At 30.4% G+C, this 14982-nt stretch carries 19 protein-coding genes; 11 read left to right on the top strand and 8 right to left on the bottom strand.

All coding sequences use genetic code 11. From position 1 onward, the window contains the following. The first annotated feature begins 241 nt into the window (after nucleotides 1-241). Both MT340_RS10880 and MT340_RS10875 read left to right on the top strand, forming a co-directional pair. The gene (locus MT340_RS10880) at nucleotides 242-958 is read left to right on the top strand and encodes a hypothetical protein (RefSeq protein WP_243603861.1); all 717 of its coding nucleotides are present in this window, start codon (nucleotides 242-244) and stop codon (nucleotides 956-958) included. Between the two features lie 166 nt (nucleotides 959-1124). Beyond that, nucleotides 1125-1934, top strand: coding sequence for an alpha/beta fold hydrolase (locus MT340_RS10875; protein ID WP_243589974.1), 810 nt, complete (start codon nucleotides 1125-1127; stop codon nucleotides 1932-1934). Nucleotides 1935-2111: 177 nt separating this feature from the next. Here MT340_RS10875 and sarA read toward each other — a convergent pair whose 3' ends face one another. The 5 genes from sarA to sroA form a co-directional block, all read right to left on the bottom strand. Continuing rightward, on the bottom strand, nucleotides 2112-2486 hold the full coding sequence (gene sarA, locus MT340_RS10870; RefSeq protein ID WP_103297334.1) for a global transcriptional regulator SarA: 375 nt from the start codon (nucleotides 2484-2486) through the stop codon (nucleotides 2112-2114). A gap of 322 nt (nucleotides 2487-2808) precedes the next feature. Then, nucleotides 2809-3747, bottom strand: a complete 939-nt coding sequence (locus tag MT340_RS10865; RefSeq protein WP_279390496.1) for an RND family efflux transporter — start codon at nucleotides 3745-3747, stop codon at nucleotides 2809-2811. A gap of 149 nt (nucleotides 3748-3896) precedes the next feature. Then, complete coding sequence (locus MT340_RS10860; RefSeq protein ID WP_243589972.1) at nucleotides 3897-4823, bottom strand: DMT family transporter; 927 nt, start codon at nucleotides 4821-4823, stop codon at nucleotides 3897-3899. Between the two features lie 202 nt (nucleotides 4824-5025). Beyond that, nucleotides 5026-5250 (bottom strand): DUF2922 domain-containing protein, encoded by a 225-nt coding sequence (locus MT340_RS10855; RefSeq protein ID WP_243589971.1) that lies wholly within the window; start codon nucleotides 5248-5250, stop codon nucleotides 5026-5028. A gap of 68 nt (nucleotides 5251-5318) precedes the next feature. After that, on the bottom strand, nucleotides 5319-5525 hold the full coding sequence (gene sroA, locus MT340_RS10850) for a sigS mRNA-stabilizing protein SroA (protein WP_243589970.1): 207 nt from the start codon (nucleotides 5523-5525) through the stop codon (nucleotides 5319-5321). 146 nt (nucleotides 5526-5671) lie between these two features. Between sroA and MT340_RS10845 the strand changes: the two genes are divergently transcribed. The 8 genes from MT340_RS10845 to MT340_RS10810 are packed head-to-tail and all read left to right on the top strand — an operon-like array spanning nucleotide 5672 to nucleotide 12190. Next, nucleotides 5672-6229: a tyrosine-type recombinase/integrase gene (locus MT340_RS10845; protein ID WP_243589969.1), complete on the top strand. Its 558-nt coding sequence runs from the start codon at nucleotides 5672-5674 to the stop codon at nucleotides 6227-6229. Between the two features lie 24 nt (nucleotides 6230-6253). Further along, entirely contained in the window at nucleotides 6254-8656 is a 2403-nt protein-coding gene (locus tag MT340_RS10840; RefSeq protein WP_243589968.1) for a DUF4040 family protein, read from the top strand. Next, nucleotides 8643-9068, top strand: coding sequence for a Na+/H+ antiporter Mnh2 subunit B (gene mnhB2 / locus MT340_RS10835; protein ID WP_243589967.1), 426 nt, complete (start codon nucleotides 8643-8645; stop codon nucleotides 9066-9068). The genes MT340_RS10840 and mnhB2 overlap by 14 nt, the downstream gene beginning before the upstream one ends. Continuing rightward, a complete protein-coding gene (gene mnhC2 / locus MT340_RS10830; RefSeq protein ID WP_243589966.1) occupies nucleotides 9065-9415 on the top strand; it encodes a Na+/H+ antiporter Mnh2 subunit C in 351 nt (116 codons plus the stop codon). Before mnhB2 ends, mnhC2 begins: the two co-directional genes overlap by 4 nt. Then, nucleotides 9405-10904 (top strand): Na+/H+ antiporter Mnh2 subunit D, encoded by a 1500-nt coding sequence (gene mnhD2 / locus MT340_RS10825; RefSeq protein ID WP_243589965.1) that lies wholly within the window; start codon nucleotides 9405-9407, stop codon nucleotides 10902-10904. Before mnhC2 ends, mnhD2 begins: the two co-directional genes overlap by 11 nt. Next, entirely contained in the window at nucleotides 10901-11383 is a 483-nt protein-coding gene (gene mnhE2 / locus MT340_RS10820; RefSeq protein WP_243589964.1) for a Na+/H+ antiporter Mnh2 subunit E, read from the top strand. Before mnhD2 ends, mnhE2 begins: the two co-directional genes overlap by 4 nt. After that, the gene (gene mnhF2, locus MT340_RS10815; RefSeq protein ID WP_243589963.1) at nucleotides 11380-11682 is read left to right on the top strand and encodes a Na+/H+ antiporter Mnh2 subunit F; all 303 of its coding nucleotides are present in this window, start codon (nucleotides 11380-11382) and stop codon (nucleotides 11680-11682) included. The genes mnhE2 and mnhF2 overlap by 4 nt, the downstream gene beginning before the upstream one ends. Then, nucleotides 11657-12190 carry a Na+/H+ antiporter subunit G gene (locus MT340_RS10810; RefSeq protein WP_243589962.1) on the top strand — a complete coding sequence of 178 codons (534 nt, stop codon included), beginning with the start codon at nucleotides 11657-11659 and terminating at the stop codon, nucleotides 12188-12190. The genes mnhF2 and MT340_RS10810 overlap by 26 nt, the downstream gene beginning before the upstream one ends. Nucleotides 12191-12411: 221 nt before the next feature. On the opposite strand, the gene MT340_RS10805 is transcribed toward MT340_RS10810, so the two are convergent. Together MT340_RS10805 and MT340_RS10800 are read right to left on the bottom strand one after the other, a co-directional pair. Beyond that, nucleotides 12412-13017, bottom strand: coding sequence for an FMN-binding negative transcriptional regulator (locus MT340_RS10805; protein WP_243589961.1), 606 nt, complete (start codon nucleotides 13015-13017; stop codon nucleotides 12412-12414). Nucleotides 13018-13154: 137 nt separating this feature from the next. Then, nucleotides 13155-13367 (bottom strand): DUF6007 family protein, encoded by a 213-nt coding sequence (locus MT340_RS10800; protein ID WP_243589960.1) that lies wholly within the window; start codon nucleotides 13365-13367, stop codon nucleotides 13155-13157. 311 nt (nucleotides 13368-13678) lie between these two features. Between MT340_RS10800 and MT340_RS10795 the strand changes: the two genes are divergently transcribed. Next, nucleotides 13679-14356, top strand: coding sequence for a Crp/Fnr family transcriptional regulator (locus MT340_RS10795; protein ID WP_243589959.1), 678 nt, complete (start codon nucleotides 13679-13681; stop codon nucleotides 14354-14356). Here the strand turns inward: MT340_RS10795 and MT340_RS10790 are convergent. Continuing rightward, nucleotides 14353-14961 carry a hypothetical protein gene (locus MT340_RS10790; RefSeq protein WP_243589958.1) on the bottom strand — a complete coding sequence of 203 codons (609 nt, stop codon included), beginning with the start codon at nucleotides 14959-14961 and terminating at the stop codon, nucleotides 14353-14355. The two genes, MT340_RS10795 and MT340_RS10790, sit on opposite strands and share 4 nt — an antisense overlap. Nucleotides 14962-14982: the final 21 nt, after the last annotated feature.

Genomic DNA, 14982 nt, shown 5'->3' with positions numbered 1-14982 from the left:
ATAATAATTAAAAACGACGATTTCTATTGAATTAAATAGGAATTGTCGTTTTTTATATGTCAGAGCGTCAGTGAGATTTCGATAAGTTCCATTCCAATATACTTCGTCTATACAAGAAAATTAAACAAATGTATGATAAAATTTTAAATTGAATTATTCAATTATTACCGGAATAGAAAAAGTTGATGTCTCTTTCTTATTTAATAGGCAAGTCGTCAACAATTTAACAAAGGAGTAACTCATGAGAACTAATGATAAAGTGTTACTTGAAAATATAAACGATTATTTCAGTCATAAAGGTATGGCACCTAATTTAATTGATGACATCAAAGAAAATTTACGTACAGATTTAAAAAAATCTGAAGCTAAAGATCAAGACTATTTGGAATATAGAAGTAAATCTCCAGCCAAAATTATTTTAATCATTCAACGTAATCTCTTTGGTTTACAATTAAATCCAGTTATCTTTTTTATTATGAATTTCATCTTGATTTCTTATTTATATGATAAACAATATGTGCCATTTCAAGCAGCAACGGCAATTTCAATTTTCTATTGTATTGTTATATTGCCAATTACTATTTTTATCAACATCAGAATAGATAGGAAAAAATATCTTTATAGCAACCGATTTGAAATTATAATCGGATATGTGATTGCTGTGATTGCACTGATTTTAATTATTATGCGAGCATTTAATTTTACTTGGGGAATTGTTCCTATTACTATTTATAGTCATCAATTCATCTTTTTTGTTGGTATAATCTTTAGTTTAACTGGACTATTTATTAAAAAAATAGAGTACACTGGCATAGGTTTATTATTTTGCCAAAAAACAGTGGATGCAGTTTTAACCAAACCAGAAATAGCGCAAATAGCGTCATTAATTATTTGGATTCTTATTGTTGTTTTAGTAGTATTTTATACCGTCCGACTATCTTCAAGAACTAAAATTTAACATTCGAATTTATTACCTAAGTGTGTCATAAAGTATGGTAGCACTTAGGTATTTTTTTGAGGAATGTTTTCAAAAATTATTTAATAAAAAATTAATTAATAGTATTTTTGTTCATAGCGTAACTTTTATTGATTTGGGTATAGTAACAAATGAGGGAGGTGCCAATATGAAAAAGATCGAAACGCTAAATCGAACGAAGATAGCTTATCAAGAAGAAGGTCAGGGTCTTCCCATTATTTTAATTCATGGTTTAGATGGTAATTTAGCTGCTTTTCATTTATTAAAACAACAATTACAAACTCAATATAGAGTGATTACTTATGACGTTAGAGGTCATGGTAAATCTTCTCATCCTAATTCATATAATTTAGCGGATCATGTTAAAGATTTATATATTTTAATGACCAAACTTAATCTTCAACATGCACATATCTTGGGACATGATATGGGAGGCATTATTGCCAGAGAGTTTACCGAGAAATATGAAGATAAAGTTTTATCTTTAACAATTATTTCCTCAAAAGCAGAAGATATCGTTCATGGATTTACAAAATTAATGATTGAGCACCAAGATGAAATCGCTGGGTTTAACAAATCTGAAGCGCTATTATTATTATTCCCTTATATATTTAAAGAGCGGGAAGAAGCAATGAAGTGGTTTCAACGCCAACGTTTATATAGTAAACAATGTTCGGAAGATAGCGCAATAGCTAGTCGAGCGCTTTTAGATACAGTTAACGGTAACAGGGAATTTAGTCGTTCCGTCAAAGTGCCAACACTCATTATAAATGGACGTTATGACCCAATTATTGGTGACAAAGAACATTACAAATTAGAAGAGAGATTTCAAAATGTCGAGAAAGTCTTATTTGAAGAATCAGGACATGCGCCTTATGTAGAAGAAGAAGGTAGATTTCTCTCAATATATTTAGATTTTTTAGAAAATGTAGAACATATTACAAAACAAAATGACTAAAACTTACTTATATTTCAATAAACTATACCAATTCGACAATTATTGTGTATAGTTTATTTTTTTATGAGATTTATGTGAAAAGGAATTTAGTGAAGTAGGTCTTTTAGAAAAGTATACATAAAAAATGCCCACATAGTCGAAAACTTAGTGGACAAATTTTTATGAAGTAAAAAGAAATTATAAATCTGTTTCTTTGTTAGCTTCTTCTATGCGATTATTTACTTTATTTAATAAGTCGTCGATTTTTTTACGTTGTGTTGCATTTACAAGAATTAAAACAGTTCTTTCATCATGCTCATTACGTTTTTTATCGAAATAATCTTCTTGAGATAAATTTTTAACGGCTTTAACTACTTGTGGTTGTTTATAGTTTAAGTGATTAATAATATCTTTCAAATAATACTCGTCTTCTTTGCTTTGACTAATATAAGTCAACACTGCGAATTCTTCAAAACTAATTGAAAATTCTTTTTTGATAATACTCTTTAATTTATCAGCATAAGTAATCATCGCTAATAATTCAAAACAATCATTTATTTTTGAAATAGCCATATGGAAACCTCCCCAACTAATATTCTCTCTCTTATGAGTATGCCCGTTAAATCTATATATAACGTCAGTTAATCGTTAAAATACTTTTAATAATTTAGATTAAATAAATTTTAATAAATTAATTTAATGCTATATTATTTAGTTAATTATAACTAAATAAAATTAAGAAGTAAACGAAAAAGCACTTAATAAAACAATATTTTGATTATTTAATACTTTGTTTAGAAAAACAAGCAAATTTTTAAAACCAATTAATTATGGACAATTATTGTTTCGCTCTATTAAATAAAAAAATGTCTGAATATTTAATTGTAAAAAAATATCACTTATCGTTGTGTAGAAGTGATGACGTAGGGTGCACAATGATTTTATCTCCAATATTTATTCCATCGGATATCATAATATACCCATTTTTTTGGCTTTTAATATATTTAACACTTCTTTTAATAATTTTATTATTTTGGATAAGCAAAATAAAATGGTCATTATAAATTACAGATTTTGGTAATTCGAAGTAGCCACTGCCTAGATCTATGTCAAAATGACGACCGAGAGGGAACTGATCATCTGAAGTAATGTCCACACGATAGAATGAGGTTTTCTTGGCAATTTTAGAAGGAACGGGGGAAATGTAAAGAATTTTTCCTGTAAACAATTTAGAATGATTGGAGGTTACATTTACATTTTGTTTGATTTTTAAATGTTTGAGTTCAGATTCGCTAACCATAGCACGTATCACACGTCTGTCGCTATTAATGACCATAACCTTTGTTGAAGATTTAGAAGGAAATGCATCGAGTAGCGTTACTTTGCCTTTGATAGGAGAAAATATTTGTGTACGAAGACGACTCTGTAATTCTTGAATTTGTTGGTTTAATTCATATTGGAGTAAAGGAGGAGTTTTAGTGTCTGTTTGATGTTGTTGTATGAAGGATAATGTTTTCTTTTTAGCTGTAATTCGTTTTTCAATGTTAGAATTATAGTATTCGAGTAAGGGCATGTGTGGAGTAATGGTTGCTTCATTTTTCACTAAAATATCAGAAATGGTACCTAGTTTAGGAGTGAAATATAACGTATAGGTTTGTTCAGCTTGTTGAATGCCGATAAAAGTAAGTGTAGTTTGTGGTTTAGCTTTTATTGTTTCTAATTTAGAAAGATTTAGTTGTTTAGGAACTTTTGTATAAATATAGTACCCAAAGCTGGCGATAAGAAGGAAAAGGATAGTGGAGAGAATAGATAGGGGAGTAAAAAATTTTTTCAAATAAGTCACCTCTATTAAGTTGTTGTGTTTCAATTATACATCATGAAAACTCTGAGTATAGCTACTAAATGATAGTAAATAAAAAAGTCTTCTCAATTATTCATTAAGAAGACTTTATATATAGTAAATATTAAATTTTTGCTTAAAAATTAAAAAAGACGTAACAAAATAATACCGATAGCAATGGCAATTAAGCCAATGAATTTGCGTAACGTAATACGATTCTTCGGTACACCTAAGCCGAAATGATCAATAATCACGCCCATTAACATTTGTCCAAGCATTGCTACAATAGTTGTTAAAGCAGCGCCTAGAAATGGCATTAATATAATATTTGAAGTAACAAATACTACACCTAAGATACCACCGATAAAGTAAACAGGTTTGATTTTACCGATGTTGGGTTGGATAGTCTTAATTTTCAAGCTACGGTTAAAGATTAACGTAAGAATGAATAATGCTATAGTTCCCACTGAAAATGAAACCAGTGATGCAAATAAAGAAGAGCCCATTTGTTGAGAAAGCCCACTATTAATTGTAGTTTGCAGGGGAGGAGCAAATCCAAACACAAATCCAGCTATGAGCCATAAATAAAATGTAGGATTTACTTTATCTTCTAATTTACTTTTAGGTATGTAGTTCATCAACAAGATACCAAAAAATAAAATAACGATGCCTACACCTTTAAAGAATGTGAACGCATGATGACTTGCACCTAATAAGCCGAATGTATCAATGACGACACCCATGATAATTTGACCAGCTACCGTCATCACAACAGTCAAAGCAGCACCTAAACGAGGTAACAATAATAAATTACCCGTTAAGAAACATACACCTAATAGGCCACCTACCCACCAATGATAGTTAAAAGAATGACCAGCGTAGAATGAAGACGTAAACATTTGGGTATTAAATATTATGTTTAAGATGAATAAAAATATAGTACCGACGAAAAATGAAATGGTAGAAGCATAAAATGATGATTCAGTATATCTACCTAAACGGGAATTAATGGAAGTTTGAATAGGGACCATCATTCCTGCCACGATACCGAGAATAAATAAAAATATCATGTTTGCTCCCTCAACTTTCTATTTTTTGAAACATTATTATTATACTTATTTGCTGTTAAATTATCAAAAGTAGTAGAAGTATTTAGGAAGCCCTGACCCCACATAATAGCAACAAATCAAATAGCCCAAGGCCGATTTTAAAAGTTAAAAACGACCTTGAGCTGTCTAGTTAGGTGTTTTGAATTTCGGAAATGCAACTTAATTATTTTGTTTCAAAAATAACAGTTGTTGTTTTGTCTACGATTTGAGCAGAAGCGGGTTTGATAGGTGTGCCAGTGGTAGGTTTTAAAATATTTAATTTTAGGATATTTTCCATGGCGTTTTGAGCACTAACCTCAGTAACAGAAGTAGCACTAATATTGGGGAATTGTAATTTAGCAGATTTGTTTAAATTGGTTTTAAATACAAGCTCTAATGTTTTAGACATGCTACATACCTCCTTATTAAATAATTGATTTTTAAACATAAGTTTTAGCAAATATAAACATACTTTATTTAAGCTACAACCTGTGTTTTGACTACTTCGACCTTATCAAATGATTCTCCGATTAAATTAGAAATGATATCAGCGAATGCTTTAATATCTGTTTCAGTAGCGCTAGTGTTTAAATTTGTAAAGCGACGTTTTGTTTCTTTGGCTTTACCATTTTCGTCATGATAAATATGCGTACAAACAACTGTTAATTGAGATACTTCATTCATGAGTGTTTCACCTCCTTTCACTTTATATATCGAATAATTTTGGAAAAAGAGACACCCTAAAATAAAAAAATTAAGCAAAAAGGTTTAATGTTACTAAAATATCATTTATCATTAAATAAGAAACTTAAATGATTAGAGGTGACCAAATGAATCAAGTTGAACCTATTAGAAATAAAGAAGATATTAAAAGAATGTATCAAATTTTAAAAGCAAAATCAGAACGAGATTATCTACTATTTAAATTAGCTATACATACGGGTATTCGATTAATAGATTTATTAAATCTTAAAGTAGAAGAAGTTTTAAAGCAGGATGAGGAAGTTGTAGTTTCGTCATGGATTCAGCAATATGAACCTTCGATTAAGATTATGTTACCAGAGGATTTGCGCATAGAATTGAAAACATATATTGAAAAGAAACATCTTACTTGTGATCAACTCTTATTTCAATCATTGCGCACGCATCGCGAGTTATCAAGACAACAAGCTTATCGTATAATTCATCAAGCTGCTGAAGAGTTAGATCTGATACATATTGGATTAACTACATTGAGAAAAACGTTTGCTTATCACGCTTATAAATCGGGTATTTCTATTGCAATTATACAAAAATATTTAGGTCATCAAACGACACAAGAAACAGTAAAATTTATTGGTCTCCCATCTAAAGAGGAGCATCATACGATTATTGCTTTAAACTTATAACATTTTTAACAAAGGAGGTATTTGATGAGCTTAGTCTATTTACTAGGAAGTCTCATCTTAGTAATGGGGTTAGTCTTAGTAACATTATTTATTAAGCCTCTTAGACGCTATTCAGGTTACATATCACTACTTGCACCAATTGTCGCTTCTGCTTATTTTCTTTCTCAAATTCCTAATGTGATGCATCAAAAATTGATTACATTTAGAATTCCATGGATGTCTGTGATTGATGTCAATTTTGATTTAAGATTAGACGGACTTGGACTCATGTTTGGATTAATTATTTCTATTATTGGTGTTGCTGTATTTTTCTATGCTACACAGTATATGGCAAATAGCAGTAATAATTTACCACGTTTTTTCCTTTATTTACTTTTATTCATGTTTAGTATGTTAGGTATTGTGATTTCTAACAACACTATTTTAATGTATGTCTTTTGGGAACTTACAAGTGTATCGTCATTCTTATTAATTTCATATTGGTATAGTAATCCTAACAGTCAACTCGGTGCAATACAGTCATTTATAATTACTGTATTAGGTGGTTTAGCCTTATTAACCGGCTTTATCATGCTGTATATCATTACTGGCACTAATACGATTTCAGAATTATTAGCACAAAGACATGAAATAAGTGAGCATACATTATTTATTCCGATGATGATAATGTTGCTTATAGGTGCTTTTACAAAATCAGCGCAATTTCCATTCCACATATGGTTACCGAAAGCAATGGCTGCGCCGACACCTGTAAGTGCGTATTTGCACTCAGCTACAATGGTTAAAGCAGGTATCTTCTTGCTATTCAGATTTACTCCAATATTAGGATTAAGTAATGGTTACATTTATGCAGTAACGTTTGTTGGACTTATAACAATGATGTTTGGCTCAATTACAGCATTAAGACAATATGATTTAAAAGGAATATTAGCGTACTCTACAATAAGTCAACTCGGCATGATTATGTCAATGGTTGGTTTAGGAGGCGGTATTGCTCAACATCCTACTGGCCCTATGGCAGAAATATACACGCTCATTTTATTTGCGGGATTATTCCATTTAATGAATCATGCTTTATTTAAATGTGCTTTGTTTATGGGCGTCGGTATTATTGATCACGAATCAGGTACGCGAGATATTCGTCGTTTAAGTGGCATGCGCAAATATTTCCCTAAAATGAATTTAGCTATGACTTTGGCTGCATTATCAATGGCAGGTGTACCATTTTTAAATGGTTTCTTAAGTAAAGAAATGTTCTTTGACTCATTAGTAAAAACTATAAAATTAGAACAATTTGGTTTGCCATTAACAATTTTAGTAGTGGCATTAGGCGTAATCGCTAGCATTTTTACATTCGTTTATGCAACTTACATGTTAAAAGAAACTTATTGGGGCGACTTTGATGAAAGAGAAGTGCCAAAAAAACATATTCATGAACCATGGCTATTTAGCTTGCCAGCTATTATTTTAATGATTATGTTACCGATCATCTTCGTTGTACCTAATTTCTTTACACAACACATTGTGTTACCTGCTTTGCGTAATGTTACGCACCTAGGTTCTAACGTAGATGCATTGGCACCTCATGTTTCACAATGGCACGGTGTTAACTTACCATTAATATTTAGCATTATTGTTATCGTGGTAGGACTAGTTTTAGCATTAAAAGTTGATTGGAAATCTTTAACACATCGTGTTGTTAAATATGCTTCAATTACTAATTCATATCGCAAAGTTTATCGAGAATTTGAGAATTACTCTGGTGAAAGTATTCGCCGTTTAATGAATAACCGATTGAACCATTACAATATTATTACCCTCTTAATTTTTGCGATGTTAGTAGCTTATGGCATCATGCAGGTTGGTTTCCCGAAATTACATCAAGTTCATGTTACTGATTTTGGTCCTTTAGAGGTTATTTTAGCAATTATGGTGAGTATTGTAGGTGCTGCATTAGTATTTATTCGACAACGTTTAACGATGGTAATTTTAAACGGAATTATTGGATATTCTGTAGCGTTATTCTTTTTAGTGATGCGTGCGCCAGACTTAGCATTAACACAATTAGTAGTTGAGACGATTACGACGATTCTCTTTATTGTTAGCTTTTCACGTTTACCCAATATTTCACGTAGAACAAGTAATATAAAAATAGAAAGTGTAAAAATAATCGTGTCATTTATTATGGCAGGCGCTGTTGTGACATTAATCTTTATAGCACAACAAGGCGATGGACTTGAAACCATTTCTAAATACTATATGAATGCTTATAAATTAACAGGTGGTAAAAATATTGTTAATGCTATACTAGGAGACTTTAGAGCATTAGATACAATGTTTGAAGGTCTTGTATTAATTATAGTTGGTTTAGGTATTTACACACTATTAAATTATAAAGATTGGAGGGGCCAAGATGAGAGAAAATGATATAGTTTTAAGAACAGTCACTAAAATTGTTGTTTTTATCTTACTCACCTTTGGATTTTATGTGTTTTTTGCGGGACATAATAATCCAGGTGGTGGCTTCATCGGAGGGCTTATATTTAGTTCGGCTTTCATTTTAATGTTCCTCGCTTTCGATGTGAATGAGGTATTAGAAAGCTTACCAATTGATTTTAAGAAATTAATGATTATTGGCTCCTTCATTTCATTATTAACGGCAATTGTTCCTATATTCTTTGGCAAGTCTTTCTTACACCAAAGTGAAGCACATATTCCTTTACCTATCTTTGGAGAGATGCACGTGACTACGGTAACACTCTTTGAGGGTGGCATATTACTTACTGTAGTAGGTGTCATTGTCACAGTAATGTTGTCATTAAGTGGTGGTAATTCATGAATTTAATCTTACTATTCGTGATAGGATTCTTAGTATTTATAGGAACGTACATGATTCTATCTTTAAACTTAATACGCATTGTTATCGGTATTTCAATTTACACACATGCAGGTAATTTAATTATTATGAGCATGGGACATTATAGTAATAAGATGGTTGAACCATTAATTCATGGTTCAAATCACAATTTTGTAGATCCATTATTACAAGCAATTGTGCTAACAGCGATTGTTATTGGATTTGCGATGACAGCCTTTCTACTAGTATTAATATATCGAACATACCGCGTTACAAAAGAAGCGGATATCGATGTGTTAAGAGGAGAGGAGGATAAGCATGAACAGTAATATTTTAATTCTCCCAATTCTATTACCTCTTTTATGTGCGCTAGTACTTGTTTTTACGAAAAATAAAAATACACTATCAAAGATTTTATACATTGGTACGATGGCACTTAATACAATTATTTCTCTGGTTTTACTAATATATGTATTAAATCATAAGCCAATTACGCTAAACTTTGGCGATTGGCCGGCACCCTTTGGGATACAATTTTTAGGAGACTCACTTAGCTTATTAATGACTACAGTAGCGTCCTTTGTAGTGACTTTAATTATGTCGTATGGATTTGGACGTGGCGAACAACGTGTAAATCGATATTATATGCCTTCATTTATTTTATTCTTAACAGTGGGCGTCATCGGCTCTTTCTTAACTTCAGACTTATTTAATTTATATGTCATGTTTGAAATTATGTTACTTGCATCGTTCGTGTTAGTAACGCTTGGACAGTCAGTAGAACAATTACGTGCCGCAATTATTTATGTTGTATTAAATATCATCGGCTCATGGTTATTCTTATTAGGCATCGGTTTATTATATAAAGTTGTGGGTACATTGAATTTTTCTCATATTGCATTACGTTTAGACCAAATACATGACAATAAAGCAATTATTATCGTTTCGATTGTGTTTATCGTAGCTTTTGGTTCTAAAGCATCTTTAGTACTCTTTATGTGGCTTCCTAAAGCTTACGCAGTATTAAATACAGAACTTGCTGCTTTATTCGCTGCTTTAATGACGAAAGTAGGCGCTTATGCATTAATTCGTTTCTTCACTTTATTATTTGATCAACATACTGGCGTTACACACCCATTACTCGTATTTTTATCATGCCTAACGATGATTATAGGGGCGTTTGGTGTTATTGCATATAGAGATATTAAGAAAGTTGCATCTTATCAAGTTATTTTATCTATCGGCTTTGTCATTTTAGGATTAGGCTCTAATACACTTGCTGGTGTTCATGGTGCTATCTTTTATTTAGCAAATGACATTATCGTCAAAACGATGCTGTTCTTTATTATTGGTAGTTTAGTGTATATGTCTGGTTATCGAGAATATCGATATTTGAGTGGATTAGCTAAAAAAGAACCATTCTACGGCGTTGCATTTATAGTAATGATCTTCGCTATTGGAGGCGTTCCACCATTTAGTGGTTTCCCAGGAAAAGTGCTCATCTTCCAAGGTGCAGTTCAAAATGGCAATTATATCGGATTAACTTTAATGATTATTACAAGCTTACTTGCAATGTATAGCCTCTTTAGAATTTTATTCATTATGTACTTTGGTGATGACGATGGCGAACAAGTTGATTTCAATCCTTTACCTATGCATCGTAAAAGTATTCTAGGTATTCTTATTGCAGTAGTATTAGCAATGGGGATTGCAGCGCCAGTTGTGATGAATGCTACCGAGAATGCTACAAAATTAAATATGGATGATCATTATTATCATAGTTTAGTCAATACACATTTAAAGGGGGAGAATAAATGAGACAAATAGTATTAAATATCTTGATTGCGTTTCTATGGGTGCTCTTTCAAGATGAAGATTCCTTTCTATTCTCTACCTTTATTTCAGGATATGTGATTGGCTTAGTTATTATCTACATTCTTCATCGCTTTTTTAATCAGGAATTTTATCCTAAAAAGGTATGGATCGTTATAAAGTTTATAGCAGTTTATTTATATCAATTAATAACATCTAGTATTAGTATTATTAATTACATTCTTTTTAAAACAAAAGACATGAATCCTGGTCTTTTAACATATGAAACGAGTCTTAAAAATGATTGGTCGATTACATTTTTAACTATCTTAATTATTATTACACCAGGATCAACAGTGATTAGAATTTCAAAAGCAACAAATAAATTTTTTATTCATAGTATCGATGTTTCTGAAAAGGAAAAAGAAAGTTTATTGAAAAACATCAAGCAATATGAAAACTTGATTTTGGAGGTGACACAATGATTGAGTCACTCATCAATTTCTTTACAACAACTGCGCTTGTATTATTTGGTATCGCATTTTTAATTGGGCTCTTCCGTTTAATTAAAGGACCTACAACGGCAGATAGGGTTGTAGCCTTCGATGCTTCGAGTGCTGTCATTATGTGTATAGTCGGTATCATAAGTGTGATATATAATACGGTCTCTTACCTAGATTCAATTATGTTGATTGCGATAATATCTTTTGTAAGTTCCGTCTCAATTTCTAGATTTATAGGAGGAGGTCGAGTATTCAATGGAACAAATAAACGAAATCGTTGAATTAATTGCGGCTATTCTGATATTTCTAGGAAGCATCATTGCAGTTATCAGTGCTATTGGTATTGTGAAGTTTCAAGATGTCTTTTTACGAAGCCATGCGTCTACTAAAAGTTCGACTTTATCTGTACTATTAACACTTATAGGTGTATTAATCTATTTCATACATGCACAAAGTTTCTTTAGTGTACGTTTATTACTATCTATTGTCTTTATTAATTTAACTTCTCCCGTAGGCATGCATCTCGTGGCTAGAGCGGCTTATCGTACAGGTGCTTATATGTATCGCAAAGATGATGTACCTAGAGAATCAACTATTCTATTAAGTTCAAAAGAGTTTAATACTAAAGAAGAATTAGAAAGTAGAGCGAAACGACGCGAAGAAAAACGTGAACAAGTTTATTATGATATGAAAAAACAAAGAGAAATAGAGGCTGAAGAGGCACGAAAAGAACAAATAAAAGAAAATGAAAAATTTATAGAAAAGGCAGAAAAAGACTTAGAAGATTGATTAAATTAATGAGATTGAACATAAACAAGTGATAGTGAAGACTATTACTTGAAATGTTCAATCTCATTTTTTAGATTAATATAAGAAATAATTGTCATCAATACGGTTATTATACTTAAATAAAAATCGAAATCATTAGTAAGCTAATGCAAATGAGAAAACCATATTTAAATTTTTTTACAATCAGTAATACCTATATAAAATATGGCATTGATTTTACTTCAGAACTTATCTATCTCTCTAGCTAAGCGTTTGTCCACAGTGTTATTACTCTGAGAAAGTTGCTTGATAATATTTTCTTTGTCCTTTTTACTACGATTTTGGCTCAATTTATAGGAGGCTTCTATTTTATTAACTTTAACTTTAAAACCAGTAATACCATGAATTTGTTGCTTCGTGTGATCAGACATATTATTCCAAGTTGCTCCATTTTGACGGTGATACTCATATTTATGAAGTAATTTGGATAAATCAGTTATAAGTTCGTCTTCATCTAATAACATGCCGCAACCGTATGCGTGTATACTTTGATAATCCCATGTTGGCACATCCTCTGTTTCGTACCAAGTAGATGATATATAGCTATGCGGACCGTGGAATATCATAAGGATATTGCTATTATTTTTTATTGTTTTCCATTGAGGATTTTCTTTAGAAAAATGTCCAGATACATATAATTGATTATCATATTCTTCAACAATAACAGGCAAATGTGTGGCAATTGGTACAGAATTGTCAATAGTAATAATAGTAATGAAATTATGTTCTATCATAAAGCGCTTAATCTTTTCATAATCTTTCATTTGATAATATTTAGGAATATACATTCGTCAGATCCCCCTTAATTAAATTAATACACCTATATAATGTTTGTTTAATAATACCCTAATCCCATTAAATCAACTAAATTTATAAGTCAAAATTTGTAAAATAGTTTTGTATACTTCTTAATTTCTATCAAATCCTAAACGTTTTTGTCGCGACCTCTTTTGAAAATTGCAATAATACTATGAACAGTTAGAATTAAGCCGATAGAAGTAAATAAAATTATTAATACGTTTAAAACAATACTGAAAATATTATAGGTTGGTAAGTAAGAAAATAAAAGAAACATAGGCACAACAAAAATGATGTCCCACCAAGCTAAAAAGTTTAAAGCTGTTTTTAGATTATTCATAAAATCACCTATTCACATTGAAATTTTGTTGAGTGAATTAACTAATTTAATTTTTTCTCTTTCTTAAAATGTATTCATGATCATTATCTCTTACAAATAGAAATTTCGTACGTCTCATATTCTAAAAAAGATAAAACATACGTCAACTATATTTATCTTTGCTGTTTTTATAAATCATTTAGTTTGTAAAATTGTAATACTAAATGTTTTATTCATATGTTCATTTTAAACTTTTGAGAGTAGTATGTAAGTGTAATTAATAAAACGTTGTTAAAAATAACTTTACTCAGATAAGTAGGGGAAATTAAAGAATGTTGAAACAAAATTATAAATTATATCATTTAATAAAAACTTATGGAGAACCTAAAAAATTCAACAATAATGACGTATTTAACTTAAAGAACAAAGAGAATTTTTTATATGCTTTTAGTGATGGAATAGCGTTTTTAAAACAAACAGATGCTAGTGGTAAAGTATGGTTATCAAAAATTTATAAAGAAGGTAGTATTCATACTGAAAGCCTAGATGTCTTACAAATGGATTATTATTTCATCTTTAAACAAGAGACAACTGTTTATCAAGTTACAGTTGATCATTTGAATAATATAGTGGGTGAAGCGATGGTAAATAAATTATTGTTGAATTATATACAAACCGAAATGAAGAAGAAGGAGTTAATTATAAGAGATTATACTTTTTATGGAAAAAAAGGTGCGATTTATTCAAATTTAATGCGCTTAGTACATTCATTTGGAAAAGTACATACTAACGGGAAAATAGTGATAGACATAACGCTAACTCATGAAGAGATTTCTCAATTATGTGGAATGAGTAGGGAACGGATTACTAAAACAATTGTGAAACTTAAAGACAGCAAAATTTTAACATATGACAAGAAATCAAAACACATAATTATATTAGATTTAGATTTCATCAAAAGGCAAATTCATTGTGAATCCTGTCCCTTATTAGTTTGTAACATTAGTTAATGATGGAATGCAGTCTTCATATGACTAATAGTAAAAAGAGTGATAGAAAATAGAATTAGAAATAATTGTTCTTCTAGTGACATAATATATAACATCACTATACTTAAAATAATTGAAACAGTATATTGAATATAACGATGTTTGATGATATTCTTCAAAAAAATAGAACTATAATAAATCGTACTGACAAAGGTTAAAGTTAAAATAATAAGCGTTATCGCAAAAGGTAACGGAAGTGTGAAATGATTTGAAATCTTCAATCCTAATCCCACTAATAACACTATAGGGAGTATCCCCTTATATATAAAAGTCTTACTAGGAATGTTTACAGTTTGCTTAAATTGTTCCATATTAAAATCTGGTTTGACTTTTTCTTTTGAAAATTTCTCGTTTATTTTATTTATTTGTTTTATTTTACTATTAGTATATAAATTAAAAGGAATGGATAACACAGTAATTATAAAAGAAGCCATGATAAACTCAACTAAAGACGTACGTGTAATAATGCTAGATATAAAATCATCTAAATCGTTATTGACTCCTAAAACGTAGTAAATACCTATTATTATTAGAATTAGACTAATAAGTAAATATTTCTTATTCATGATGGTTCCTACCTCACTTAT

The organism is Staphylococcus sp. NRL 16/872 (genome assembly GCF_022815905.2).
Lineage (GTDB): Bacteria > Bacillota > Bacilli > Staphylococcales > Staphylococcaceae > Staphylococcus.
Note: the sequence above shows the minus strand (reverse complement) of the source record. Positions and strands in the feature narration are given on the sequence as shown.